Origin of the sequence: Trinickia sp., from assembly GCF_036503415.1 — a bacterium.
Classification (GTDB): Bacteria; Pseudomonadota; Gammaproteobacteria; order Burkholderiales; family Burkholderiaceae; genus Trinickia.
This window is the reverse complement of sequence record NZ_DASXWY010000005.1, coordinates 41,139-66,315: the sequence shown is the minus strand read 5'-3', so window position 1 is coordinate 66,315 and position 25,177 is coordinate 41,139. Positions and strand designations below refer to the sequence as shown.

At 66.1% G+C, this 25,177-nt stretch carries 21 protein-coding genes; 8 read left to right on the top strand and 13 right to left on the bottom strand.

The genetic code is table 11. From position 1 onward, the window contains the following. Positions 1-65: 65 nt before the first annotated feature. Entirely contained in the window at positions 66-776 is a 711-nt protein-coding gene (locus VGL01_RS00590) for a peptidoglycan DD-metalloendopeptidase family protein (RefSeq protein WP_331566015.1), read from the bottom strand. A 149-nt stretch (positions 777-925) separates the two neighbouring features. Next, a complete protein-coding gene (locus VGL01_RS00585) occupies positions 926-1,834 on the bottom strand; it encodes an aldose epimerase (RefSeq protein WP_331566102.1) in 909 nt (302 codons plus the stop codon). A gap of 575 nt (positions 1,835-2,409) precedes the next feature. Here VGL01_RS00585 and VGL01_RS00580 point away from each other — a divergent pair. Genes VGL01_RS00580 through VGL01_RS00550 form a run of 7 tightly spaced genes read left to right on the top strand, consistent with a single transcriptional unit; the run spans position 2,410 to position 9,015 of the window. Continuing rightward, positions 2,410-3,429, top strand: a complete 1,020-nt coding sequence (locus VGL01_RS00580; RefSeq protein ID WP_331566013.1) for a MoxR family ATPase — start codon at positions 2,410-2,412, stop codon at positions 3,427-3,429. 9 nt (positions 3,430-3,438) lie between these two features. Beyond that, positions 3,439-4,299, top strand: a complete 861-nt coding sequence (locus tag VGL01_RS00575; RefSeq protein WP_331566011.1) for an MxaS protein — start codon at positions 3,439-3,441, stop codon at positions 4,297-4,299. Beyond that, positions 4,296-5,285: a calcium incorporation protein MxaA gene (locus tag VGL01_RS00570; RefSeq protein ID WP_331566009.1), complete on the top strand. Its 990-nt coding sequence runs from the start codon at positions 4,296-4,298 to the stop codon at positions 5,283-5,285. Before VGL01_RS00575 ends, VGL01_RS00570 begins: the two co-directional genes overlap by 4 nt. Continuing rightward, positions 5,282-6,265, top strand: coding sequence for a vWA domain-containing protein (locus VGL01_RS00565; protein ID WP_331566007.1), 984 nt, complete (start codon positions 5,282-5,284; stop codon positions 6,263-6,265). The genes VGL01_RS00570 and VGL01_RS00565 overlap by 4 nt, the downstream gene beginning before the upstream one ends. Continuing rightward, the gene (locus VGL01_RS00560) at positions 6,262-6,894 is read left to right on the top strand and encodes a hypothetical protein (RefSeq protein ID WP_331566005.1); all 633 of its coding nucleotides are present in this window, start codon (positions 6,262-6,264) and stop codon (positions 6,892-6,894) included. The genes VGL01_RS00565 and VGL01_RS00560 overlap by 4 nt, the downstream gene beginning before the upstream one ends. After that, positions 6,891-7,880: an MxaL protein gene (locus VGL01_RS00555; protein ID WP_414720133.1), complete on the top strand. Its 990-nt coding sequence runs from the start codon at positions 6,891-6,893 to the stop codon at positions 7,878-7,880. Before VGL01_RS00560 ends, VGL01_RS00555 begins: the two co-directional genes overlap by 4 nt. Positions 7,881-7,938: 58 nt before the next feature. After that, positions 7,939-9,015, top strand: coding sequence for a beta-propeller fold lactonase family protein (locus VGL01_RS00550; protein WP_331566003.1), 1,077 nt, complete (start codon positions 7,939-7,941; stop codon positions 9,013-9,015). Positions 9,016-9,057: 42 nt separating this feature from the next. On the opposite strand, the gene VGL01_RS00545 is transcribed toward VGL01_RS00550, so the two are convergent. Beyond that, positions 9,058-11,400 (bottom strand): TonB-dependent receptor, encoded by a 2,343-nt coding sequence (locus tag VGL01_RS00545; protein ID WP_331566098.1) that lies wholly within the window; start codon positions 11,398-11,400, stop codon positions 9,058-9,060. A 508-nt stretch (positions 11,401-11,908) separates the two neighbouring features. Between VGL01_RS00545 and VGL01_RS00540 the strand changes: the two genes are divergently transcribed. Then, complete coding sequence (locus tag VGL01_RS00540; RefSeq protein WP_331566001.1) at positions 11,909-15,157, top strand: hypothetical protein; 3,249 nt, start codon at positions 11,909-11,911, stop codon at positions 15,155-15,157. A gap of 37 nt (positions 15,158-15,194) precedes the next feature. Here VGL01_RS00540 and pqqE read toward each other — a convergent pair whose 3' ends face one another. From pqqE to VGL01_RS00490, 10 genes are all read right to left on the bottom strand, one after another. Further along, a complete protein-coding gene (gene pqqE, locus VGL01_RS00535) occupies positions 15,195-16,442 on the bottom strand; it encodes a pyrroloquinoline quinone biosynthesis protein PqqE (RefSeq protein WP_331565999.1) in 1,248 nt (415 codons plus the stop codon). 34 nt (positions 16,443-16,476) lie between these two features. Next, on the bottom strand, positions 16,477-16,767 hold the full coding sequence (gene pqqD / locus VGL01_RS00530; RefSeq protein WP_331565998.1) for a pyrroloquinoline quinone biosynthesis peptide chaperone PqqD: 291 nt from the start codon (positions 16,765-16,767) through the stop codon (positions 16,477-16,479). Next, positions 16,764-17,504, bottom strand: a complete 741-nt coding sequence (gene pqqC / locus VGL01_RS00525; RefSeq protein WP_331565997.1) for a pyrroloquinoline-quinone synthase PqqC — start codon at positions 17,502-17,504, stop codon at positions 16,764-16,766. Before pqqC ends, pqqD begins: the two co-directional genes overlap by 4 nt. An 80-nt stretch (positions 17,505-17,584) precedes the next feature. Then, positions 17,585-18,514 (bottom strand): pyrroloquinoline quinone biosynthesis protein PqqB, encoded by a 930-nt coding sequence (gene pqqB, locus VGL01_RS00520; RefSeq protein ID WP_331565995.1) that lies wholly within the window; start codon positions 18,512-18,514, stop codon positions 17,585-17,587. Next, the gene (locus VGL01_RS00515) at positions 18,511-19,131 is read right to left on the bottom strand and encodes a cytochrome b (protein ID WP_331565993.1); all 621 of its coding nucleotides are present in this window, start codon (positions 19,129-19,131) and stop codon (positions 18,511-18,513) included. Before VGL01_RS00515 ends, pqqB begins: the two co-directional genes overlap by 4 nt. 74 nt (positions 19,132-19,205) lie before the next feature. Next, entirely contained in the window at positions 19,206-20,042 is an 837-nt protein-coding gene (locus tag VGL01_RS00510) for a formylmethanofuran dehydrogenase subunit C (RefSeq protein ID WP_331565991.1), read from the bottom strand. Next, positions 20,039-20,995 (bottom strand): formylmethanofuran--tetrahydromethanopterin N-formyltransferase, encoded by a 957-nt coding sequence (gene fhcD / locus VGL01_RS00505; RefSeq protein ID WP_331565989.1) that lies wholly within the window; start codon positions 20,993-20,995, stop codon positions 20,039-20,041. Before fhcD ends, VGL01_RS00510 begins: the two co-directional genes overlap by 4 nt. 13 nt (positions 20,996-21,008) lie before the next feature. Next, positions 21,009-22,748, bottom strand: a complete 1,740-nt coding sequence (locus VGL01_RS00500) for a formylmethanofuran dehydrogenase subunit A (protein ID WP_331565987.1) — start codon at positions 22,746-22,748, stop codon at positions 21,009-21,011. Then, on the bottom strand, positions 22,745-24,148 hold the full coding sequence (locus tag VGL01_RS00495) for a formylmethanofuran dehydrogenase (protein ID WP_331565985.1): 1,404 nt from the start codon (positions 24,146-24,148) through the stop codon (positions 22,745-22,747). Before VGL01_RS00495 ends, VGL01_RS00500 begins: the two co-directional genes overlap by 4 nt. Before the next feature lie 289 nt (positions 24,149-24,437). Further along, complete coding sequence (locus VGL01_RS00490; protein WP_331565983.1) at positions 24,438-25,175, bottom strand: HisA/HisF-related TIM barrel protein; 738 nt, start codon at positions 25,173-25,175, stop codon at positions 24,438-24,440. Positions 25,176-25,177: the final 2 nt, after the last annotated feature.

The window sequence follows — 25,177 nt, the reverse complement described above, 5'->3', positions numbered from 1 at the left end:
TTTGGCGAGCGGCGGGCGTCGTGCGAGAGGCGCAATAATCATCAGGACTACTGACCGTTGCGCTTTCAACGTGTCGGGAGATAGCGCGCGGGATCGATCGACTGTCCTTTGTACCGCAATTCGAAGTGCAGCGCGACCCGATCGTTGTCGCTGTCGCCCATGGCGGCGATTTGCTGGCCTTGCGAGACCGTCTGGCCTTCCTGTACCAGCAATTTGCTGTTATGAGCATAGGCGGTGAGATAGTCCGCGTTATGTTTGACGATGAGCAGATTACCGTAGCCGCGCAGGCCGTTGCCCGCGTAGACGACGGTTCCGCCAGCCGCGGCGACGACGGGCGTCCCCACCGCATTGGCGATATCGATGCCCTTCGAGCTGGCGCCATCGAAGGTGCGCACGGTCGTACCTTGGGCGGGCCATACGAGCGCGATGCGCGAGGAGGGCACGGGCGTGGCCTCCGTCGCGGAACCCGCGCGGGGCGTGACGCCCGCGGAGGCGGTGCCGGGTGTCGTGCGGACGTCGCCAGGTGCGGTACGCGTCGAGCCCGCACCGGGCGGGGCCACGCGCAGCACTTGTCCGACCTCGATGGCATCGGGGTTCGTGAGATTGTTCCAGCGCACGATGCTCGGTATCGATTGGCGGTGTGCACGCGCAATCTTCGATATCGTGTCCCCGCGTTCCACGCGGTAGTACCCCGGCGCGACACCGGGCGTGCCGCATGCGGCCAGCGTCGCCGCCATCGCGGCGGCGGCCAGCCGCCTCATCGTTGTTCTCGACATTGATCCTCGCTTGAACGACACGAGCGAGCCGCGGCAGCCCCGGCGGGCGGCGCGGCGCGCTCCAAACGTCGGATTTTAACGGCTTGCGAGCGCGCGGCGGCGATGTCGGCCCACAGTCAGCCGGCAGTCAGCCCACGGTCAGTCGGCAGTCAGCCGATATTCGAGACCGAAATGCGCAGGATGGCCGTGTGGCTCTCCCCCCGGGCGATCCAGCGCAAGCCGAAGCCGTTATGGATCGCGTCGGGCAGCCCGAGCCAGGGTTCCACGCAGTAGAAGTCGGAAGTGTCTTTCTCCGTCCACGTCGTCACCGCATACCAGGGCACCGAACCCGGCCGGTCGAGATCGATCTCGATCCGCTTGCGAAGCGGTGGGCAGACGATGCTGATCGGCGCGGACGGAATCGCACGCAGACAATGGAAGCGGTCGTGGATGCGTGCCTCGTCGAGCGTGTAGCTCGGCTCGCCCGGGACCGGCGCGGTGATGGCGCCGTCGTCGAGCTGGTGCCGCCGGTCCGTCGCGGGCAGCTCGAGCGTGGTGTGCGCGCGCATCTCATGCGGCAGTGCGAAATAAAAATGGTGGCCGGGGTAGGACGGCAGCGGCTGGGTGCCGGTATTGGCCGTGGTCAGCGACACCTCGAGCGTCTGGTCATCGACGAGCCGGTAGCAGGCTTCGAAACGGAAGGCGAACGGGTAGGCTTCGCGGGTCTCCTCCGTATCGGTCAGCGTCATGCGGATGCCGCGCCCGTCGGCATCGACCGTGGCCGCGAACGGCAAATCGCGCGCAAAGCCGTGCATCGGCATGTGCCGCACGACGTCCGCGCTATCGCGCCATTCTCCGAGCCGGCCGTCCACGCGATGGCGGCCGAGAAACGGGAAAAGCAGCGGATTGCCGCCGCGCACACGGGCGAGCTGACTCCAATCCGCCTGATCGGGCCAGTAGATGACCGGTTCGGCGCCGATGTCCCAGGAGAGCAGGCGGCCGCCGAATTGAGGTGCGACGCGAATGAGCGAGTCGCCGTGGCGCAGTTCTACGATGTCGTGATCTTGAAAGCGGGTCATCATGGTCCGTGGGTAGCGGGGAAGAGGCGGCGCAGGCCACCGGGCCGGTGTGCGCCGAAGCCGGTATTGTGCGCCAGCTGCGGCTTGGGAAAAACCCTTGCTCGGGAAATCTCGACTTTGTCCGGCATGGGGGGATGCCCATAATGCGACTTTCGTGCCGCCCGAAACGGTTGCCGGTGCCGCCCCTCCCGTCCCTCTGGAGAACGCATGGATCTCGCAATGGCAATGGCGCTCACGCTGTTCGGCATGTTTGCCGGCAGCACGGCGCTGTTCTTTTATCGCATCGCCCGCTGATCGTTCGCGGCGAATGTCTCGATCCGCCCCGCAACGTCTGCGCGGGCGGCCCCTCTGTCCTTTCGGTGACAGTCTGTCCCGGCGTGCCGTGACAGACAGCGTTGCTTGCGCGGCAAGCGTCCGTCCTTCGACGGCCAGGCACGCCCGGCGCGACGCGCGCATTCGTCCCCTCGCTTCGGCATGAACTCTGCTTAGACCCGGGGCCGGCCGAAGCGGCCTTGCGCGAGGAGCGCGCGTTTCGCGCGCGGCGCTCGGCTATGCGGCGGGTGGGGGATCGATCGATGGCATTGGGGGAAGAGCTTCAAGACTGGCGTAGCGACGCCTTGCGCCTCGAAGACGAGGTGGGCAAGGTCGTCATCGGCCAGCAGCAGACCATTCGCTTGATCACCGTCGCGCTGTTCGCGCGCGGCCACGTCCTGCTCGAAGGCGGGGTGGGCGTCGGCAAGACCACGGTGTTGCGCGCGTTCGCGCGTGCCGTCGGCGGAGCGTTCGAGCGCATCGAAGGCACGATCGACCTGATGCCCGGGGATCTCGTCTATCACACCTATGTCGATGCGCAAGGTAAGCCTCGCATCGATCCGGGGCCGCTCCTGCGGCGCGGCGAGCAGCTCACCACGTTCTTTTTCAACGAGATCAACCGCGCCCGTCCGCAGGTTCAATCGCTGTTGCTGAGGGCGATGGCCGAGCGCTCGGTCGCGGCGTTCGATCGCGAATATCGCTTCCCGCACATGACGGTGTTCGCCGATCGCAACAAGGTCGAGAAAGAGGAGACTTTCGAGCTCGCCTCGGCGGCGCGCGACCGGTTTCTCTTCGAGCTCAATATGCCGACCCCCGAGGACGCCGAGGTGCGGCGCGCGCTCGTCTTCGATACGGCGTTTCACGATGCGGATGCGCTCGTCGAGCAGGTGCGCCCGGGCGTCGTGGCCTGGGAACGGCTCAACGCGATGGGGGCGGCGATCCAGCGGGGCATTCACGCGAGCGCGGCGATCGAGCGCTATCTGCTCGAGATCTGGCAGGCGACCGAAGCGCCGCAACGCTTCGGCGTGGCGCTCGAAGGCGTCGAGATGGATCGGCTGATTCTGGCCGGGGCAAGCCCGCGCGGCATGAGTGCGCTCGTGCGCGCCGCACGCGTGAACGCGTGGCTGGGCGGCCGCTCGCATGTGAGCCCCGACGACATTCAAGCGGTGCTGCCCGCCGCGCTCGGCCATCGCGTCTTCTTTACGCCGATCTACGAGTTGCGCCGGCACGAGTTGGCGCAGGCGCTCATCGACGCCATCGTCGCGCGGCTGGCGGTGCCCTGACCCGACAGCATGAACGGACCGACCGAATTCCACTATCGCCTGCCGGGGCGCGCAAGCGGCTCGCGTCCTGGCTCGCATCCGGGCACGAGCCTGGGGGCGGGCCAGGAGTTCGCCATGCATGCGCGGCTCGTCGACTTTCCCGACCCGAGGCGCCTCGACTTGCGTGCCAGCGTGCAATCGGTGCGGCGCGAATGGCTCGTGCGCCTGAGCTTGCAACGTGTCGCCGTGCCCGTACACGCGGTGGTGGATGTGTCGTCCTCGATGCGCTTCGGTGCCCGTCGCACGAAGCTCGACATCGTCGCCGATTTCGTCGAGGCACTCGGCTTCAGCGCGTTTCGCTCCGGCGACCGGGTGGGCATGAGCGCGTTCGATGCGATGGAGCGCGACGATCTCTTCATGCCGCCGCGCCATGGCCGCGGCGCCGGCGAGGTCATGGCCGGCATGCTGCGCGCCGCGCGCACGGGCCACGACGGTCATGGCGCGGCGGGCCTTGCGCGCGCGTTGATGCCGCTCGCGGGGCGCCCAGGGCTCGTCTTCATCGCCTCGGACTTCCACTGGCCGCTCGATGCGCTGCCGGCTGTGCTCGATACGCTCGCGCATGCCTGTGTCGTGCCGATCGTCGTTTGGGACCCCGCTGAGCTCGCGCCACCCGACGATGGTCGGCTGCTCGCGGTCCACGACGTCGAGTCGGGCGCGCGCAGGACCGTGTGGCTCTCGCCGCGCGTGCGCACCGCGTGGCGCGAGGCGGTGGCGCGCCGCCGCGGCCAGATCGACGCGTTGTTCGCGAAGCGCAGCGTGCGTCCGTTCTACATCGAGGGCGGGTTCGATGGCGAAGCGCTCTCGCAATACTTCATGGAGCAAAGCGCATGAGTCGCGTCATACGCTTGCTTCGCGCAAGGACGGGACGGGTTGCGGCACGACGCTCGCTCGCGGCCCGGGCTGCATGTGCGATTTGCGCTGCGCTCGCGCTGGGGGGCGGGGCGCCGACGATGGGCGTTGCTGCGACCGATGCAATTGCCCACGTCGATGAGCCGCGCGCGTTCGGTCATACGATCGGCGATGTCCTCGTGCAGCGCGTGCGGCTTGCCGGGGCCGGGCGCTCCGGTGGCGGCGAGGAACCGGTGCTGCCCTCGGGCGGCCGCGTCGATGTCTGGCTCGAGCGGCTTCCGGCTCGCATCGAAACGGCGGCCGACGGCAGTCGCTGGCTCCTGCTCGCGTATCAGGTGACGAACGCGCCGAGCGCGCTTACGCAAGCCGAACTGCCGGCGCTTGCGTTGCGCACACGCGCCGGCGACGTGTTGCGCATTCCGGCCTGGCCGATCAGCATCGGTCCGCTCGCACCGGATGCCGCATTCGACACCGGCGGGCTGACCGCGATGCAGCCCGATCGCGGCCCGGCGCCGCTCGCAGTTGCGCCGATCGAGCGGCGCATCGCGATCGGCCTCGGCGCCCTGGCCGCCACGCTCCTCGCGTGGCTGGCGTGGTGGGTCGCGCGAAACCGCCGTGACGCCGCTCGCTTGCCGTTCGCGCGCGCTTGGCGCGAGCTTCGTCGGCAAGGGATGGCCAATGACGGCGGCGAGTATTCGGATGCAGCATGGCGGATCGTCCATCAAGCGGTGAACGAAACGGCGGGCTTCGTCGTGCAACGGAGCTCGTTGCCCCGGCTTCTCGCCCGCGCGCCCTGGCTGCAGCCGTTGCGGCCGCAGTTGGAGCAGTTCTATCTGCGCTCGGACGTCCGCTTCTTCTCGTTGACGCCCGACGAGCTGCCGGGCGGGCTTGCCGTAGAGCCATCGCCGCCCGTGCTCGCGGCGCTGACGCGTTCGCTTTATCGCGCGGAAAAGGACCGGCATCGATGAGCGCGTCTCTCGACTTCACGTCGCCCGCGATGCTGCTATGGCTGCCGCTCGCGCTGCTGCCGCTCTTGCCGCGGCGCGGCGAGACGTTGCCGTTTTCGTGGGCGGCCTGGATGCCGCGGGACCGGCTCGGACGCTGGCTCGGATTCGTCGCGCGTGTGGCGGCGGCGCTCGCCATCGCGGCCATCGTGGTGGGCCTCGCCGGTCCTGGCCGGTCTCATCTCGAAGCGCGGCGCACCGGCCGCGGCGCGGAAATTCTGATCCTGATGGATCGCAGCGGCAGCATGAACGGCGTCATGGCGAGCAAAGGCGTCAATACGTCGGGGGTCTCGAAGAACGCGGTCGCACGCGCCGCGCTGACGGATTTCGTCGACGGTCGCCCGAACGATCGCCTGGCCTTCATGATGTTCGGCATCAGCCCCGTGCTCGCGATGCCGTTCACCTACGATCACGCAATCATCCGCGATGCGATCGACGGGACGAAGATCGGGCGCGGCCAGCCGGACACCCAGCTTGGCCGCGGTCTCATCGCCGCGATCGCTCAGTTCGACGAACGGCCCTGGACGGGCCATCGCGCGATCGTGCTCGTGTCCGACGGCGGCGCGCTGCTCGATGCCGCGGCCCGTGCGCGAATCGCTGAAGGGCTCGAGCGCAACCGGATCGCCCTTTACTTCATCTATTTGCGCAGCAGTGTGTTCAGCCCCGAGCTCGATCGCGCCGCGCGAGCGGAAGGCGACTCGCCGGAGGCCCAGCTGCATCGGTTCTTTCTGACGCTCAAAACGCCTTATCGATTGTTTCAGGCGGGCGATGCAGGCGCAATGACGGCCGCGATGAATGAGATCAATCGCCAGCAGAACTTTCCCGTCTCCTTTGTCGAACGTCTACCGCGGCAGGATCGCAGCCCTTGGTGCTTTGCGCTCGCCCTCGTGTGCTGCGCGCTCGTGATCGCCTCGCGCGCGATTCAGGTCAGGAGCTGGGCATGAGACGCAGGTCGGTTCATCTCGCGTTCGCCGCCGTGAGCCTCGTGTGTGCGGTGTACGCGGGCGCTCAGGCACTGAAGCTCGCGCACGCTGCGCATGTCAACGGCGAGGTGGCCGCTATTGCCGACGCCGCGAAGGGGCAGGGACAGGCACCGGTGCAATCGCAGGCGCAGGTCTCTTCCGGAAGCGAGCGCGTGGCTGCAACCGTTGCGCGAAGGCCTGGAGGGGAAGCGCAGAAACACGGCGCGTCGCGTGAGGCGAGACTCGCATGGGCGATCGCCTTGTCGTCCGCCAAGCGCTATGGCGAGGCCGGCAGCGTTTTCGAAGCGCTCGCCGAAGACGGGCCGCACGACGCCATCGGCCGCGCGGCGCTGTTCGATTTGGCCAATATGTATCTTCGCCAGGGCGCGGGCGACGCAGCCCAGTCATTACGCTCGCTGCCGCTCGTCGAACAGGCCAAGGCGCGCTATCGCGCGCTGCTTCGCGTCGCGCCTGACGATTGGGATGCGCGGTACAACCTCGAGCGCGCCTTGCGCGTCGCACCCGAGACCGTCGCCGATACGGATGCCGCCAACGGGACGAGCAAGCGCGACATCAAGCTGCGCGGCGCAAAGAGCGAGGATTTGCCGTGACACTGCGCGAACGCGTGCGCGTCATGGCGCAATCGCGCGATGTGGCAATCGTCGCGGCGGCGGTGTTGCTCGCCATCGCGCTCTTCTTTCCGCGTATCGAGTTGCCGCGCGATACCTTCACCTACATGGTCACGTTCGACATCACGCAAAGCATGCAGACCGAAGACATGACCGCGGCAGGCGCGCCGGTGAGCCGGCTCGCGTTCGCGAAGGCGACCATGCGGGAGGCGCTCACGCGCTTGCCCTGCGGTTCGAAGATCGGCTGGAGCATCTTCACGGGGCAAGCCACGCTGCCGCTCATGCCGCCGATCGAGGTTTGCCGCAACTTCGACGCGCTGCTCGCATCGCTCGAAGGCATCGATGGCCGCATGCGCTGGACGAACTGGAGCCGCATTGCCGAGGGCGGCGTTTATTCGGCGGTGCGTGTGGCGCGAGAGCTTGGGCGCGGCGTCGAAGTCGTCTTCTTCACCGACGGGCAGGAGGCGCCGCCCATCTTGCCGTCGAACTCCCCCGAGGTCGATATCGCCTTGCCGGGGGTAGGCGGTTGGCTGATCGGCGTCGGCGGCGACCAACCTGCGCCGGTTCCGAAGATCGATGCCGACGGCAATCGCATCGGGTTCTGGGGGGCGTCGGAGGTGGTCCAGGTCCCGCCGTCGCTGCGCGCTTCGCCGACGGCCGAAAGCCATGAAGAGCTTTCGGCGTTGCAAGGCGAGTATCTCGCGAAGGTCGCCGCGCGCATCGGCTTCTCGTACCGGCGCTTGAGCAGTGCCGACTCGCTCGCGCGAGCGCTGCGCGACGTACGTTTCGCCCATCGCGAACGCGTGCCGACGGACGTGCGCCGCATTCCCGCCATGCTTGCGCTCATCGTGCTCGTCGGGCGCTACCTCGCCTCGCTTCGATTCCGACCGTGGCGCCCGCGGGGCGCGATTCGCGACGCGCGCCCGGACGGGGGCGTTGTCACCGCTGCCGATAATGGGATACCTTGACGGCGGGCGTCATCCGCCGCTCGAGCTTGCACTCGATTCATCACGGAGAACGAACAATATGCTGGAGACACGATATCAACGCGCATGCGCGGCAAGGCCTCTCGCGATTGCCGCTGCCGCACTCGTCATGGCAAGTGCCGCGCACGCGGCGGCGCCGGTGGCTTACGTCACGAGCGAGAAGGCGGGGGTCGGGGTCATCGACCTCGACAGCATGACGCTCGAGAAGACGTTTTCGATCGGCGCGAGCGGCCCGCGCGGGCTGGGCCTCAACGACGACGGCACGCGCCTCCTGGTGGCCGACAAGAACACGGGCGAGCTGGCCGCCATCGACACGGCATCGGGTAAAGTCGTCGAGCACGTGAAGATCGGCAAGAACCCCGAGTATGTGCGCGTACACGGGGGACGGGCCTATGTCACCTATGAGCCGGGCGATACGGGCAAGCCCGAGCCGTCCGCGGCGGGCGGCAAGGGCGGTGGCGATGACGACGATGCGAACAAGCCGCCCGCCGAGATCGCAGTGGTCGATCTGAAGACGTGGCGGGTGATCCGCTCGGTGAAGAGCGGGCATGAGACGGAGGGTGTCGAGTTCTCGCGCGACGGCAGCCTGATGCTCGTGACGAACGAAGGCGACGATACCGTCTCGGTCTATCGCACCGATACGGCCGAGCCGGTCACCACCATCAAGCTGGCCGCGGGCGGGCGGCCCCGCGGGATCAAGGCGTCGCCCGACGGCAAGACCTATGTCGTCACGCTCGAATCGCTGAGCAAATTCGTCGTGCTCGATGCGAGCGATTACCACGTGGTGAAGACAGTCGATACGAAGCTCGGCCCCTACGGTATCGCCTACGGACCGGCGGGCAAGCATATCATCGTGGCTGCGGCGCGTGACAAGACGCTGCAGGTCTTCGATGCGCAGACCTATGCGCATGTCACCGACGCGCCCATTGGCCAGCGCTGCTGGCACTTCAGCTTCACGCCCGACGGCAGCAAGCTGATGCTCGCGTGCGGGCGCTCCGATGCCGTCTATGTGCTCGACGCGAAGACCTACGCGCCGATCAAGCAGATCGGCAGTCTGCCGCTTGCGTGGGGCATCGTCACCTATCCGCCGAGCGACGGGTCGATCGAGTCCCGGTAAGAGCGTCCCCTGTGAGCGAGCCGCGGCGCGTATGCCGCGGCATCAGTTCCACGCATAGCGTAGACCCACCCACATCCCGCGCGGCGCGCCCACCCCGACGAACTGTTCGTTCACCGGGTTGGCGCCGTCGAACGTGTGATTCGGACCGTTGAAAACATTCGCGCCCAGCACGCCGAAGCTTGCGTAGCGCTTGTCGAGCAGGTTCGTCACGCGCGCGAAGACCTGAAGCTGTTTGGTCATGCGGTAGGTCGTGTCGAGATCGATGAGGAAGTAGCCCGCGATCCTGCCGTGCGTGTCGGCGTTGTTTTCGTCGCCGCGGGCGAAGATGCTGCCGCGGTAGGTCAGGTTCCCGCCGACGTCCCACTTCGGCGTCGCACTGTAATCGGCGCGCAGCTTGAACGTATGTGCGGGAATGCCTGGTACTTTGTCGCCCGGTTTGACCGTGATATCGCCGCTCGCGTCGGCGCTCGAATTGCTCGCGCTGTGTTCGGTCCATGCCGTTCGATAGGTGGCATCGACATAGCTGTAGCTCGCGCCGATGCCTAACCCACCGAACTTCGTTCGCCCGGCGAGCTCGATGCCTTGCCGCCGGGTCGTGCCGACATTCTGGAAGAACCCTTGCGCACTGCCGGCGCTGCCGATGAACTGGATATCGTCGTTGAGCGAGGTGCGATAGACGGCGGCGCTCCAGCTCGTCGCGTCGCCCAGTTTGCCGCGCGCTCCGATCTCGAACGTCTTCGAAATGACCGGTTTGAGCGCCGGGTCGCTCAGAAAATCGTTGGGCAGCGAGCACGGTGCACTCGGATCGGCGCAGGCCAGCTCGATGGCTGTCGGCACGCGCATGCCTTCGTTGTAGGTGACATAGGTGGTGAAAGCCGGTGTCGGATTCCAGTTGATGCCGGCAGCCGGATTGAAGCGTGAAAACACGTGTCGGCCGTCGAGTTGCGGCTGCGTGCCGCTCGCGTCGCCGATTTGTGCGCTGGACCAGTTGTAGCGCCCGGCCAGCGTCAGCGTCCACTGCTTCGAAAGCGAGAAGGTGTCCGAAAGGTAGATGCCGTAATTGGCGCTGCGTGTCTTCGCATCTGTTTGCGGCGCGAAACCGCCAATGCCGATGGCCTCGCGTTGGTCGTTGAAGAACGCGTCTTGCAGGGCAGCCGTGTAGCGCGAGTTCGCGATGTCGGCGGACACACCGGTGACGAGCTGGTTGTCGTGTCCGGCAATCGTGCCGAGCGTCGTCAATTGCAGGTTCGCGCCGTAGCTGTCGGTGGTGACGACCGATTGCTGATTGGTACCTTGCAGCGTATCGATGACGCCCGTCGCGTCGGCGGTGCCGAAATCGCTGTTGGTATTGCTGCTCAGATTGCCGTTTCGATAGTGCCGGTAATAGGCATTGCCGCTCAGCTGGAACGTGTCGTTGAGCGCGCGATCGCCCGAGAGCGTCAGATAGCCGACGCTGTTTCGATTGCGATCGGGGAAGGTGTAGGGCTGGCTCGGGTTGCCGAGAAACGAACGCGGCAGCGCTTGGGCCCCTTCGAGCGTGTTGTCGGCACCGCCCGCCGAAACCGCGAGTGTCGTATCGGCATCGGTATAGCGCAGTTTGCCGAATGCCTGGCGCACGCGGCTCGCGTTGTGTGCGGCCCAGCCGTTGTCGTTGGCCGCGTTTGCGGTGAAGTAGTAATCGAGGTGTGCGCCGAGCGTGCCGCCTTGCTGAATTTGCGCCGTCTTGCGGCCCCATGAGCCCGCGGTGAGTTCCGCTTCGCCGCCGGGGCTCGTCTTGCCGTTGCGTGTCGTGATGACGAGTGCGCCGCCGAGCGTATTCAGACCGTAGGTCGGGTTCGAGCCCGGGATCAACTGCATCGTGTCGATGGCGGCTTCGGGAATGAGGTCCCAATTCACGACGTCGCCGAACGGCTCGTTCACCCGGACGCCATCGACGAATACCGAGAGTCCTTGCGGTGTTCCGAGCAGCGGCGATGCGGTGAAACCGCGATAGTTGACATCGGTTTGATAGGGATTGCCTTGCGCTTCGTTGATATCGACGCTCGGCAGATTTTTCTCGAAGTAATCGGCGAGGGTCGCCCGGTGCTGGCGGTCCAGATCGCGCGCACGGACCGTTTGGACGTTGGCGGGCACCTGCGATAGCGGGGTGCCCAGGCCGAGCAACGGTGTGGTGCCGACAATGATGACCGGTGCGAGGACGGTCGAACCGGAGACGGGGGCCGGTGTCGATTGCGGCGAGTTTGTCGGCGCCGCAGGGGCAGCAGGGGCAGCAGCCGGTGTCTGCTGTGCGAGCACGGGTGCCGACAAGCCGGTCAATGCGCCAGCGAGCACCAGGCTGAATCTCGGCGGTCGCCTGAGGTGCATCGCACGCGCGATCTTTTTCATAGTCTCCATTCCCGCTCGCTGGTTGCGTCGTCTATGCATCGGAGGCTTGATCGTGCCGGGTTCCATTGCCGCGCGCAAGCATCGCATTGGCTACTTGGAATCGATGCTCGGTCTTCGATTTCCACGACTTTGTTCGCGCGCGTCTCGAGTCGATGCGAGGCACCGTGCGTTCGTCGCGACGCCGGCGAACGCAGCGTGACGATTTCGCTCCGTTCGCCGGATTTTCTCTCGCCAAGACCGGCCTTTAATTCGTCTGACAAAAAAATGTCATCCGTGATGCCTCGGTGGATGTCGGGCCGGCGCATCGCTTCCAGTCCGTGCATTCCGTTCATGCAGCAACCTCATCAATAAAAATGCGAGGTAAAAAATGTTGCGCAGCAGATCGGTATTCCCTTTCGCATCGCCACTCTCGGCTCAGGCAGAAAGCCTTGAGACAACGCTCCTCGATGGCTCTCTCGCGTCGGCGAGGCCCGCATCCACCGACATTCACCGCCGCGGTGACCGCGGCATGTTCGCCAACCTGAAAACGCTATCCAAACGCACGTTGAAAGCGACGTCGTTGACTATCGCTTATCCGTTCTACGGCACGACGAAGACTCGACCCACGCGCGCGAAGCCAAAGCCCGAGGCGGCCGCGGGCGACGCGTCGATACTGCCCGGGAACGATCCCAAGCCGCCGCGTTCGTTGGGCCATAAACACGAACGCAATATCGATGCCGTCGTACCGCAAGACAAATCGGTCTCCACGCGAGCCGAGATTCGCTTCGGATTACCGGTCGATATCGACACGCCGAAGGGCGCGCGACGCTACATCGACACACAGTGGAAAGAGGTCGTACGCAACGGATGGTTCCAGGCAGGGGATATCGACCGGTTGACCGAGACGTTGAGCAAGTATCTGCTGGAGCGTGACACGGCCGCGCACGACCGTGGCGGCGAAGCGGTCGTCCAGGCCGGCACATGCGCGATCATGGTATCGGACGCGCTTGCGCGAGCGACGAATGGCGACCCGCTTCGCGCACAGGCTGCATTGACGGCTCTCATCGAAGGCGATACGTCCGCCTCACCGAGAGTCCAGGCTGACGTGCTCGCACTGCAAATCGCGCTGGGAACGAGCGGCGTCGGCATGGAGACACTGCTCGCGATCGCGCCGCACACGTTGCCGCCGCAAGCGCATGGCGACGCCACGAGCGCCGAGATCCAGCGCGAAGCGTTTCGCCAGGCGCTGCGCGCGGCCGAGGTCTTGCTGGCAAACAAACCCGCTTCGGAGATCGGCCCAACGAGCCTCGATGCGCTTTCGACGATCGCCGAGGCCGCGCTGCCCATTGCGGAGCGGGAGCGGCCGCGCGCTTCGTCAGGCAACCGGGTCGAACCCATCGACATGGCCTCGGACCCGGTGCCGGCCTGGCTCGTCGAGCCGACCAATACGCTTGCCGTCAAGGCGCTGAAGGCGGCCAATCTCCTTCGCGCCGCCCCAGCCGCCGATTGCCCTCGACATCTGGCTGAAGCCTACTTCGCCTGGCGCAACGGCTTCGATCGCGAGGGAGCCGGAACCGACCTTTCGAAATGCCAGCATCGTCTCTTCAAACTCCTGACGTACGCGGACCGCGCGGCCGAAACGAGCTTCGTTTCACGCGCGATGTCCGGATTCTTCGGGATGCGCAAGTCGCCGCTCTCGGCCCTGCAAAACCTCGGGACGAACGGACTGATGCTGCGTCAGCCTCATCACGAATTTGCCCTTTTCACCGATGCGCTCGACGCTGTGAAGGCGCGTCTCCTCGAATGCTTGAACGACAGTACGGTACCCAGCCCCGAAAAGGTGCAATATGCGCTGAAGATCGCTGCGTTGGACCAGTGGCATCAGCGTATGGCATCGAAGGGGTTGCGATCGAGCTATCGGTTTTCGTCCTCCGATCTGGAGGCGATCGCCGTTCGCGCACGCGCGCTCACGCCGAACCGAATACCGCTTAGCAAGAAGGAGAGCGCGGCCTACTTCGGGGTCGACCATGGTGGCGAGACAGAAGCGGTTCCTTCGACCTCGGCGCAACCGGGCAAGACGATTTCCCCGCTGCCGCGCGAGGAGCTGGGAGACCGTAGACGCAATAGCGAAGCGATACGAGCGGCCCTGCGTCAACTGGAAAAAAGGATGACGCCCTCGCTGTTGCGCGATTGGGGCGAGCATGCCCGGCGACCCGCGAACAAGGCCGGCGGCGCCGACAGTGACGAGGGCGCGCATACTTCGCTGCTGCCCGACACCGTTGCTCAGAAAATCCGTGCATTCGAAGCACGCTTTGTCGACGTGCGGCCGAAGCCCGGCGATAGCGCAGCGCAACTCGATGCCATCGATGCGATCGCGAAAGAGATGCCCGACACCTACGACATCCGCTTGAGCAGCGGCGGCTCATACGGTGTCGCGAGCGTGACGTCCGAATCGCTCGCTGCCTTGTCGAGTGCGGCAGCCGTGCCAATGGTCGCCGCGTTGCCCGATCTCGGCGCAATCAAAGGACGGCATGCCGTCATCGACATCGGCTCGAATCAGCATTTCGGACACATTTTTATCGGCACGGATTCGCGCAATGCCATTTACGGCGGCATAGGCGGCTTCGCGGGATGGTCATTCGGCAAGAAGGGGCTTGCCATGCTGGGCGTTTCGGGTGGAGCACGCCGCAGCCGCAATACGGGCGGCCCGTGTGGCGTGACGATTCGCACCCGCCGATCCGATGACGAAGCGCAGGGTATCCCGGACGCATGGCGCACCAAGATGCTCGGTGCACTCGGTGCGCTGCGCACTTCGGGGCCGAACAGCGGCCGTCCGAGGACTGCGGAAGAAATGTGGTCGGGCCTCGCGCAGCGTTACTGGAAAGACCCGGCGCTCTCCGTGAGCTGGACCGACAACCGGGACCGGACTAGCGCGACGTCGGGTTCCGCCAGCGCCACCGCGCGGGTCGGCACCGCCGCGACCAAATGGGGACCGTCGATCTCGGCAGGCACGACGCTGGTTCACAAGGCCCAATCGCGGCTCGTCGACAAGACAGGCAACCACGGGATCGATGTTGCAGCGGTGGCGAGCGGGCGGGTGACGCCCGTTGCGTTCACCATTGTGGAGGGCTTGCCGGGCGCGCAACTCCATCAGGGTGCACAGCCCCATCACAATGGGCATGCCCATGCGCCGCATTTAGCGGCTTTCTCGTTTCCATCGGCGCCGTATATAGGCGTCGGCACAAAACTCTTTGCGAAGAATACGAACGCAGCGCTGCGCATCGGTCACGATAGCGATCGTATCGTACCGAAGCATACGTTCCGGGATACGGAGTTCGGCACGTTCAAGGAGTTCAAGCAATATGTCGATTGCTATCGTGCGGAGTGGCTTGCCGCTCTTGGCGGAGACAAGGATGCAGTGAAGAAGCTCGACGACATCATCGTTGCGATCAAGAAAGGCTCCGCTGCCGGCAACGTGGTGATGGGCGAGCGCTGGGATATGACCGGCGAGGCGGCCAAGCGGCTCGACTTCCTGTTTCATCTGAAGCAGCGTTACGAGCGACCGCCGAAGCTCAGCGCCGCCGAAGCACGCGAGCTGGCACGCATCAATGCCGATATCCGCCATGTGCTCGCCGGCGAAAGCAGTTGGCGCAGGCAGTCGCTCTATGCTTATGAGTCGCTCGGCGCGCAACGCGCACTGGGCTTGTCGTTCCTGCTCAACGCTCAGAGTCTGCAGAGCGTGTCGGGCGTTCGGGAGCTGGCGGTACTGGGAACGTAGTGGACCGGGTGGGGGCGCCGACAAATGCGCACCGATGTCACGACTTGGCTCCAGCCTCGTTGCGCGTGCCGCATGCGCCCCCGCTCTGTGCATCCGCCTCGTGCGAAAGCCCGCCGAGCTTGCGCGAATTGGCGTCGTTGCGAAAGAAGATCGGCTGTTGCGTGGCACCGCCCGCCCCGGCTGCGACTTCGCTCGCCCGCTCGACGAACTGCACGATTTGCGCGTGCGCGGGCGACTTGTCGCAGACCGGATCGGCGTTGGCCGCGTCGCCCGTAAGCAGATAGGCCTGGCAACGGCAACCGCCGAGATCCTTTGTTTTTTCTTCGCAACTTCTGCAAGGCTCCTTCATCCATTCGAAGCCGCGAAATCGGTTGAACGCGTCGCTTCGATACCAGATATCGGCCAATGCCGTATCGGTCACGTTCGGGAACGAAAGGCCCGGCAGCGAGCGTGCCGCGTGGCACGGCAGCGCGGTGCCGTCCGGCGCGATGCCGAGAAACACCGCGCCCCAGCCGTTCATGCAGCGCTTCGGGCGGCGCTCGAAGTAATCGGGTACCACGAAGAAGATCCGGCAGCGATCGCCATGCGATTGCCGGTAGCGTTCGACGACGGCTTCGGCCTCCACCAGCTGTTCTTGCGTAGGCAGCAGTTGCGCGCGGTTCTTGTATGCCCAGCCGTAGTACTGCGTGTTGGCGAGCTCGAGGTACTCGGCGCCCATCGCGAGCGCCATCTCGATGATCTTGTCGACATGCGGCAGGTTATAGCGATGCAGCACGCAATTGAGCACCATCGGGAAGCCATGGCGCTTGATGGCCTCGGCCACACGGCATTTCAGATCGAACGTACGCGTGCTGCTCAGGAAATCGTTCAGCTCCTGCGTCGAATCCTGAAACGACAGCTGGATGTGATCGAGCCCGGCCTTCTTGAGCGCACCGAGGCGCGCATCGGTCAGTCCGATGCCCGAGGTGATGAGGTTCGTATAGAAGCCCAGCTCTCGCGCGACGGCCACGAGTTCCTCGAGGTCATCGCGCAGCAGCGGCTCGCCGCCCGAGAAACCGAGTTGCGCGGCGCCGAGCGCGCGGGCCTCGCGCAGCACGGCGATCCACTGCGCGGTATCGAGCTCCTGCCGGTTCGCCGCGTAGTCGACCGGGTTATAACAAAAAACGCAGTGCAGCGGGCAACGGTACGTCAGCTCGGCAAGCAGCCACAGCGGAGGAGCGACGCCCCCGGCGGCTTGGGCGTCGTCGGCCGTGGCACCCGCGACGGGAGAAACGAGATCGGTCATGACATGGCTCCGTCGATTTCGACCTGGCGACAGGCTAAGCGATCCATCCGCGCGTGCGCGCTTCGGCGAGGAACGCACGCACCTCGGCCTCGATCCCGGTCGTCTCGAACGCACGCTCGAGCTCGGCGACGAGCGCCTGCAGATCGCGCGTGCCGTCGCAGCGCTTCAGGATTTCGGCGGCGCTTTGGTTGAGCTTGACCATGCCCTCCGGGTAGAGCAGCACATGGGCGTTTTGCGCCGGTTCCCATTGCAGCCGGAAAACCGATTTGAGCGAGGGGCGCTCGGCGGGTGTCGCCGCGCTCGATTCATGCGAGGTTGCGTTCATGCCGGGAATGCCTTTTCGATGGAGTCGAGCATCGACCAGAGAATGTCGAGCTTGAATTGCAGGATCGTGAGCGCACGCTCCTGCTGGTCGCGGCGCGTGAAGTGCGCGAGCGTGACCTTCAGGCCGTGCTCGACATCGCGCTGTGCGAGCGGAATGCGCGAACGGAAATAGGCGAGACCGTCCGGGTCGATCCACGGATAATGCTGCGGCCATGTCGCCAGCCGGTCCTTGTGGATTTGCGGCGCGAACATTTCGGTCAGCGAAGAGCAGACGGCCTCCTGCCAAGGCGCACGGCGCGCGAAATTGACATAGGCGTCGACGGCAAAGCGCACGCCCGGCGTCACCTGCTCGAGCGACCAGAGCGCGTCGCGTGTCAGTCCGACGGCTTCGCCGAGGCGAGACCACGCTTCGATTCCGCCGGCATTGTCGCCGTAGCCATCGTGATCGAGAATGCGCACGACCCATTGGCGGCGCGTCTCGCGATCGGGACAATTGGAGAGGATGGCCGCATCCTTGATCGGAATCCTGATCTGGTAATAGAAGCGATTGGCCACCCAGCCGCGAATCTGCTCGCGCGAGCATTGTCCGCTCGTCATCCGCACGTTGAAAGGATGATGGATGTGATAGCCGGCGCCTTTTGCCCGCAGTTGCGCTTCGAATTCCTCCCGGCTCCAGGCCGGCAGCGCGGGATCGACCGCAGGCACGGGCGCCGTGCCGAATGTATCGTTCACGTTCATCGGTTTTCGTCTCCTGTTGCGCCCGTGCCCAGCCTGTAGCGCATCATCGCATTGGTTTTGCGGCGGCGGACCGCGGCGCACTAGAGCTCGAACGTCATGCCGTCTTCGGCGAGTTCGATGCCGTGCTCGGCGAGCGTGCGGCGCTCGGGACCATCTTCCACCAGGATCGGGTTTGTGTTGTTGATGTGAATCAGGACCTTGCGCACCGGCCGCGCAGGCGACGCGCCGATTCCATCGAGCACCTCGATCATGCCGCCCGGGCCCGATTGAGGCAAATGGCCCATGTCCGCGGCGGTCTTTTTCGAAAAACCGAGACGAATCATTTCATCGTTCGTCCAGGTCGTACCGTCGACGAGCAGCAGATCCATCTCCTGCATGGCCGCCAGTACATGAGGTTCGAGCACGCCGAGCCCAGGCGCGTAAAACGCGCGCTTGCCCGTATCGAGATTCGTGATGACGAGCCCGATGTTGTCGCCGCGCTCCGGTGCCTCGCGATGCGGCGAATAAGGCGGCGCCTTGCTCGTGAGCGGCAACGGATCGATGCGCACGCGCGGCAGCGCGGCGAGCTCGATCGGTGCGCCGTCGAGCGCGATGGCATGATGTTCCACGCCGCAGTAGTGCGAGAGGATCGGGCCGATCGGGAAACCCGTGCTCAGATCTTGCCAGACGGCCGGCGTCGCGTAGAGCGGCAACGGCGTGCCGCGCTCGCGCAGCATCAGCAGGCCCGTCACGTGATCGATCTGCGCGTCCATGACGAGCACAGCCGCGATGCCGGTGTCGCGCGGCTGCCGCGCGGGCTGCAGCTCGGGACTGGCGGCGATTTGCGCGAGCAGATCGGGCGATGCGTTGACGAGCAGCCAGTCCTCGCCGTTCGCGCTGACGGCAATCGACGATTGAGTGCGGCGCTTCGCCTTGACGGTGCCGCGCCGCACCCCGTCACAGTTATGGCAATTGCAATTCCACTGAGGAAATCCGCCGCCGGCGGCCGAACCCAGTACTTTGATTTTCATCCCGTATGTGGGCGCTGGGCGCCCCCTTTATGCGGTTTGGACCGCCGCGGCAGCATGGTGAACAGCAAGCCGTCGCGATCGATCCATTGATGCTTGAACACCCCGGCGATGTGCAGCGCGACGAGCCCGATCATCATGTAAGCCAGTACAGTATGCCCACCGAAGAAGATCGCGCGCAACCCGGGGTCGTCCCAGCCCCATTTCGGCAGCGTCAGGCCCCACCAGCGCGTGCCATAAGTGTTGAACGAGGAGCCGAGATAGCCGGTGACCGGCAGCGCGACCATCCCTGCGAATAAAAAGACCTGCGTCGTGCGCGCGGCGGCGCGTTGCCACGGTCGCATCGGCGGCAGCGGCGGCCTTCCGACGACCACGCGCACCAGGATGCGTAAAAGCACAAGCAGGAAAACCGTTAGCCCGAGCGACTTGTGAAGATTGATGAGCGTCGCTTTGACGGGCAACCCTTTGGGCAGACCGACCATGTACAGCCCCAGCGCAATCAGCGCAATGATCCCGAATGCGATCAGCCAATGCAGCACCATGAGCGGTGCCGCGAAGCGGTACGCGTCAGACGGCACGTCGCGATGGCGATCGGAAGTCGGTTCGGCAGTGGTCCTCATGGTCGTGTCCCGAATGATGCTGTCGGCTCTCTCTCCATTGAGCGCCGCAGCGCTCGTGAGTTCGATCGCGCGCGTCATGCGACGATCAGTATTTCCCCTCGGCCGTCCACCGCCAGATCGCCGGCATAGCGCCGAGGCAGCTTGTCCCGGGCGAGGCGCGAAAACGGCGCCGCTTCGCGCGAAAGGCTCTTCACGAGCAGTGCCCAAAACACGTCGAAGCCGCGCCCGCCCGCGACGAAGGTCGCGGGCAGTGCGGCAGGCGCATGGGCGAGCACGAGCGTGCCTCGGCGCATGCCATAGCCGTAATGGTCCCCGACTTGTCCGGCCACGCAGATCGTGCCGGCGACGAGCCGCGACGCCGCAAAGGCACCCGCATTGCCGCCGACCGTCACCAGCCCGCGCCGCATGCGGTCCGCGAGGCGTTCGCCGGCGTTGCCGCCGATCGCGAGCGTGCCGCCTGTCATGCCCTCCATCTCGCCCGCCCGCGCCGCGGCGGCGAAATCGCCGCAGTTGCCCGCGATGCTCAAGCGTCCGCCGCGCATTTCGCAGGCCGCGAAGTGTCCGGCATCGCCCTCGATCGCGAGCGTGCCGCCGCGCATTTGCGCGCCCGCGTAGTCGCCCGCCGTGCCGAGCACCCGCAACGTGCCGCGCGCCATGCCCGCGCCGATGCGCAAAAGCCATTCGCACTGGCCCTCGATCACGAGCGTGGGTGCTGGATCGCCCGCGTTGCTGTCCGTTTCGCTTCGCGACACATCGAAAAGATCGCCGATCGCCACCGTCTCGCCGCCTGCAGGCAGGCCGAAGCGTTCGAGCGTCGTGAGCGGCATCGCGGCAAGCGCGTCGGGCGCAAGCGGCGAGCCGTCGATCTCGAAGCCGGGCGATGTCTTCAGACGTAACGTGGTCGTGCTCATGGGGTCCGGCTTCCTTCGATGCCTTCCGAAAGGCGATGCAACGGAAAGTGATAGGGACCGAGCTTGCCGCCGTAGTTGCCGGCCGAGATCCGCACGACGCCGGCAGGCCGTCCCAGCGCTGTCGCCGCGGCAATGCCGGCCGTCATCGCCGCGCCGACATCGGCCTCGGTCAGCCCATCGATGACGATTTCCAGCACACAGCCGACATCGGCCGTCAGTTCGCTTTTCGCGGATAGACCGATGAGCGTCGGGCAAAACGCGTCGTTCGTCGAGGCCGTCGCACCGGCATATTTCGAGCCGACCTTCGAGCCCGAGCGCACGATGCCCCCTGGAAACGGCAGGATCACGTTCTGCAGCTTGCGCATCGCGGCGACGGCGGCCTCAGTCGCGGCGAGCGTCGCATCGATGTGCTCGCCGAGCAGCAGCAAATTGCCGCCGCCGACGGCTTTGACGGTCGGCACGGTATCCGCGCACAGGAATTCGCCGTCCATGACCGGCACGCGCCAGTAGCGCTTGTCGTCGATCATCTTCGCGATCTGCCAGCCGTCGCCGAAAAAGCGCAGCCGGCTGCCGATGCCGGCATCGTCCGACAGGGGCGCCGCGCTCGTCGCGGCGTCGATGCCGGCATAGACGGCCGTGGTGGGACACGTCAGCACGCATTGGCCGACACGCCGTTCGAGTTGCTTGGCGAGCTCTTTCGTCGATACCGCGAAAAGCAGCACCGATACGCCGGGGCGTCCGTCGGGCGTCTCGTCGGCGTGCCAATCGCGTTCGATGCCGGCTTCGCAGCCGCAGCCGATGACGGACGTGGCGAAGCCGGCGAGCGCATTGGCCGCGTGGCGCGCCCATATGGGCGTATGCGCCGTGATGACGAGGCGTGTCGCCTTCATCGGAAACGCTTCGGCGAACGTGTCGTCGATGACGGTGCCGTTGATCGTGCGCGGTAGGCTCATCGTCGTCGGCCCGTCAATGTCCGGTTTGCGCCGCGCGCGGATGCGCAAGGCATTCGACGGGCAGCAGCCGGCCGCCGCGGCAACAGCTGCAGACCTCGTCGGCGCTGATGGCCGAGTGCGCGAAGTTCGTGGTCAGATGCCGCTCGCTATAGGCGCGCACCGTGCGTTCGATGTCGCGATCGTATTCGGGGCTCACGTAGTGGATGCCGCCCGTGGGGGCGGCGAGCAGCGTGCCGTCGCGGGCGATCAGCGTCCCGTCCTTGAATACGTAAGCCGGCCGCGAGAACATCCGCTCGCGGTCGGCTTCGTCGCGATAGACGGCGATATCGGCGGCTGCGCCCACGCCGAGGTGTCCGCGGTCGGCGAGTCCCAGCAATTTCGCGGGTCCCGCGCGCGTGACGATCGCGATCTCGTAGAGCGAGAACTCGCGTTGCAGCTGGGGCAATACGCTCGCGACCTGAGCTTCGGGATGCAGCTTCGCGAGCTGCTCCGCGCGAAACGTCCGGTCCATCAGCAATCGGATCAAGTGCGGGTAACTCGTGAACGGGCCGCCATTCGGATGGTCGGTCGTCATCGACACGCGCCACGGATCGTCGACGAGCAGGAAGATCTCGAGTCCGATGATCCATTGCAGCGCGTTCACATAGCTTTGCTCGCGATAGCGGAACGGCACGACGCCGCAGCCCGCATCGCATTCGATGTCGCCGAGGACCCATTTGCGCGGCTGCGCGAAGGGCGCGTTGCGCCACTGCATCATCGTATCGCCCGAGGCGGTGACGGTCTGGCCGAAGATGACCTGGCCCACGTCGATCGTGACATTCGGCCGTGCATTGACGGCTTCGGCGATGGCCCGCGCGCCGGACGAGAACTTGCGCGGGCCCTCCACGCCATAGCTGTGGAACTGGATGTGCGTCAGGTGAATCGGCAAGCCCTCGGCCGCATCCATCGTCGCGATCGTCGAAGCCACGTTGCCGGGCACGCCGAGATTGCTCGTATGAACGTGCAGCGGGTGGGGCACGCGAAGCCCGGTGAGCGCGCGCGTGAGTGTGCGCACGACATCGCGCGGCGTCACACCGTAATGGACATGCGCTTCATCGATATCGAGCGCGCGCTGATTGAATTTGAACGCCGAAATGCCGCCCGGGTTGACGACCTTCACGCCGAGCGCTTTGCTGGCGTCGATGGTCCAGCCGACGTAATCGCGGATGCGCTCTTCGTGTTCATGCGCCGAAAGCAGCTGCATGAACAGGTCGTCGTTGCCGAGCATGACGTAGGCACCATGATCGATGATCGGCGTATCGCCCATCTCCAGGTGCGTGTGGCGCGCATTGCTCGGCATCATGGCGGGTTCGAAAGCGGCGGTGTAGCCCATCTCGGCGTATCGATAGCCTGTCGCCAGCGTCCCGGGTGTACACGTTCCGCACGAAGGCAACCGCAGATAGCGGCCTGCCGTGTCCGGTGCCGCGGCAGCGTCGATGTCCGGATGAACGCCCTCAGTCGCGATCTCGCGGCGGCGATGGTCCTCCGGCAACAGCAAGCGCGAGAGATTGGTCTTGCCCCCGCCGATATGCGAATGCAAGTCGATGCCGCCCGCCATCACGATCATGCCCGTCGCGTCGTACTCTTCATCGACGGGGGCGCCGGCCTCGTGCGCGACGATACGCCCGTCGCGAAACACCATATCGCGACGTTCGCCGTTCACGCCGTGCGCAGGATCGTAGAGCATGCCGCCTTTCAAGCGAATCGTGGTCATGGCTGCGCTTTCCCCGCGCTATGTGCGTCGCCGCGAGCCAGCCGGTCTGCGATGCCCGCCGCGATCGCGGCCATCGGCGCCAGCGAGAATCCGCGCGCGGCCTTGAGCGGCGCGACGACGGAGCCGTCGAGGCGAAAGAGGTGTCCCGGCGCGTCGATGCCGGGGGTGGCCGCGGGAATGAACACCGTCGAAGCGCCGCGTGCCTTCGCCGCTTCGGCCAGCGCCGGATGGCCGATCACGATGGCCGGAATCGGCGCGGCCAGCGCATCGGGCCAGCGAGTGGGTGCGAAGGTGCTGATCCAGACCAGCGCGTCTGCGCCGCCGTGAGTGAGCAATCGATCGGTTCGCAGGCGGTGCGCGTCGTGCTCGAGTTCGGTCTGGCCACCCCCGCGCTCATCGTGCCCGATACGCGGGACCCGTAGCGGCAGCGGCAATCCCGAGAGCCAGGTGACGGCCTGATTGGCCGTGAGCGCGCCGTCGTCGCCGGCGAGGGCGAGCGCACCCGCGCGCGTCGTGCGATTGACCGCCTTGACGATGCGCTGCAGTCCTTCGATCAGCAGCGCCGGCTGCGAGCTGGGCAGCGCGGCCGGTTCGTAGACGAGCACGGTATAACGCGCAGCCGCGATGCGAGCGGCCAGCGCCCCGAGTACATCGACGGCTGCGCGCCCGTCGTCGCGCAGCGTAGCGAGTGCGGCCGCCGGACGTCCTTCGGCCAGCGCAGACCAGAGCGCGACCAGATCGAAGGCGTCGAGATGCGGCAGCATGGTCTCGGTCAGCACCTTCGGCAGACCCTTGGCCGCGGGGTCCGCCTCGCAGCCGACAAAGACCAGCTCACGCGCAAATCCGGCAACACCCAGCGCGCGCTCGTAAAAGCGCGGGAAGTGCTCGGAGGGACAGCAACGGAAGAAGATCACCAGGTCGGCGCGCGAGCGGATTTCCGAAAGCGTGGTGAAGAACGCCCCGCGATCTTGCATCACCCGCGTAGCGGTACTCATCGCGACACCATGCAGATGATCGAGCGTCGCCCCGCACGCGGCGGCCAGCGCATAGAGCTCGCGGATGCCGGCGACATCCGTGGCGAGGCCGCCGAAGAGCGGCCGGCGCGCGCTGGCGAGCATCTGGGCGGCGCGAGCGAGCGCCTCGTCGTGCGATGCGGGCTGCCCGTCGATCGTCGCAGCGCTGCGCGCATCGTCCGCGCGATAGCGACCGAGCGATTCGCTGAGCCGCTTGCAGGCGCCAGGCGCAGCCGTGAGCGTGCCGCCGGCCTCGACCGTGAGCGTCAGGTCGTCGCACAGCAGCGGACAGAACGGGCAGGTCCAGTCGTGCACGGTCGTCGGTGGGACAGGCCCGGCGGCGCCGGGCGCTCCAGCGCTCGAAGGATCGGGAGACGAGTAGGGCATGCGGGGCCATCAAGCAAGGCCTATGCCGAGTTCCATCGCAGGGCGCGGTACCTCGCTTCGCGCGGGCGATTTCGATCGGGGGTTTCAGTTCGGTGCGCGAGCGAGCCGATACCGATAGCGTTCGACGCCATGCGCGCTGCTTATGTGCCGCGCGCACAGGTTGTTTGCCGTTTGGGGCAGAGTGTCACAGGCCAGGCGCCGCGGTGTCGTGTCGGGTTTTCGGCGCGCCTTGGCCTTTGCCGATGGCATGGAACTTGTGTATCGCACTGCCGTGGCGGCTCGGCGGTGCCTAGCGCTCAGCGTCGAGCCGGCCGTCGTGCAGTGCCGAAGCAATCAGCCATGCCGGTGCGCCGGATTGGGCCGCCGCGGCGAGGTCGCGCCGATCGCGGATGCCGCCGGCACCGATCACCGTCGTACCGATCGGTGCCGCGTCGCGCAGGCGCTGGAAAGTATCGAGATCAGGGCCTGCGTAGCTGCCGACCTGATCGAGCGTCATTGCGATTACGCGAGCAGGCCACGAACCTGTGCCGCGCTCGAACTCGCTGACGCAAGCAGCAGGCGCGACGAGTTGGCCGGCGCGGTAATCGAGCGAGAGGATCGGCGCAAGGCCATCGGCAAGCGCGGCCTCGAGCGCGTTGGGGTCGCGCAGCGACTCGGTCCCGAACACGGGGACGAGCCGCGCGCGGGGCGCGGACTCCGAGCAGGTCGCGGCTTCATCGATGCGGGCGAACGTTGCGCGCATCGAGTCGTAGTCTGCGAAGCCCGCATCGAGCCATATCTCGATGTCGGGCATCGCGACGCGCAAGGCCGCGAGCGTGCGGGCATGATCGCCGCGCGCGAGGATCGCGTCGAGATCGGCGACGTAGAGCGTGCTGGCAGCGCTTGCGGCGGCGAGCGCGGGTGCAAGGAGAAGCGGGTCGCTCGTGGCGGCGAGCGGCGAGCGGATTGGACGGTAGTCGTCCCGACGGCCGCGCACGGCGCGCACGGCATGGCCGCCGAGCAAGTCGAGAACCGGTATGACCAGCATGA

Excerpts from the sequence above, each read along its gene's own strand:
- VGL01_RS00590 (WP_331566015.1), bottom strand. The coding sequence starts at position 776 with ATGTCGAGAACAACGATGAGGCGGCTGGCCGCCGCCGCGATGGCGGCG.
- VGL01_RS00585 (WP_331566102.1), bottom strand. The coding sequence starts at position 1,834 with ATGACCCGCTTTCAAGATCACGACATCGTAGAACTGCGCCACGGCGAC.
- VGL01_RS00580 (WP_331566013.1), top strand. The coding sequence starts at position 2,410 with ATGGCATTGGGGGAAGAGCTTCAAGACTGGCGTAGCGACGCCTTGCGC.
- VGL01_RS00575 (WP_331566011.1), top strand. The coding sequence starts at position 3,439 with ATGAACGGACCGACCGAATTCCACTATCGCCTGCCGGGGCGCGCAAGC.
- VGL01_RS00570 (WP_331566009.1), top strand. The coding sequence starts at position 4,296 with ATGAGTCGCGTCATACGCTTGCTTCGCGCAAGGACGGGACGGGTTGCG.
- VGL01_RS00565 (WP_331566007.1), top strand. The coding sequence starts at position 5,282 with ATGAGCGCGTCTCTCGACTTCACGTCGCCCGCGATGCTGCTATGGCTG.
- VGL01_RS00560 (WP_331566005.1), top strand. The coding sequence starts at position 6,262 with ATGAGACGCAGGTCGGTTCATCTCGCGTTCGCCGCCGTGAGCCTCGTG.
- VGL01_RS00550 (WP_331566003.1), top strand. The coding sequence starts at position 7,939 with ATGCTGGAGACACGATATCAACGCGCATGCGCGGCAAGGCCTCTCGCG.
- VGL01_RS00545 (WP_331566098.1), bottom strand. The coding sequence starts at position 11,400 with ATGAAAAAGATCGCGCGTGCGATGCACCTCAGGCGACCGCCGAGATTC.
- VGL01_RS00540 (WP_331566001.1), top strand. The coding sequence starts at position 11,909 with ATGTTCGCCAACCTGAAAACGCTATCCAAACGCACGTTGAAAGCGACG.
- pqqE (WP_331565999.1), bottom strand. The coding sequence starts at position 16,442 with ATGACCGATCTCGTTTCTCCCGTCGCGGGTGCCACGGCCGACGACGCC.
- pqqD (WP_331565998.1), bottom strand. The coding sequence starts at position 16,767 with ATGAACGCAACCTCGCATGAATCGAGCGCGGCGACACCCGCCGAGCGC.
- pqqC (WP_331565997.1), bottom strand. The coding sequence starts at position 17,504 with ATGAACGTGAACGATACATTCGGCACGGCGCCCGTGCCTGCGGTCGAT.
- pqqB (WP_331565995.1), bottom strand. The coding sequence starts at position 18,514 with ATGAAAATCAAAGTACTGGGTTCGGCCGCCGGCGGCGGATTTCCTCAG.
- VGL01_RS00515 (WP_331565993.1), bottom strand. The coding sequence starts at position 19,131 with ATGAGGACCACTGCCGAACCGACTTCCGATCGCCATCGCGACGTGCCG.
- VGL01_RS00510 (WP_331565991.1), bottom strand. The coding sequence starts at position 20,042 with ATGAGCACGACCACGTTACGTCTGAAGACATCGCCCGGCTTCGAGATC.
- fhcD (WP_331565989.1), bottom strand. The coding sequence starts at position 20,995 with ATGAGCCTACCGCGCACGATCAACGGCACCGTCATCGACGACACGTTC.
- VGL01_RS00500 (WP_331565987.1), bottom strand. The coding sequence starts at position 22,748 with ATGACCACGATTCGCTTGAAAGGCGGCATGCTCTACGATCCTGCGCAC.
- VGL01_RS00495 (WP_331565985.1), bottom strand. The coding sequence starts at position 24,148 with ATGCCCTACTCGTCTCCCGATCCTTCGAGCGCTGGAGCGCCCGGCGCC.
- VGL01_RS00490 (WP_331565983.1), bottom strand. The coding sequence starts at position 25,175 with ATGCTGGTCATACCGGTTCTCGACTTGCTCGGCGGCCATGCCGTGCGC.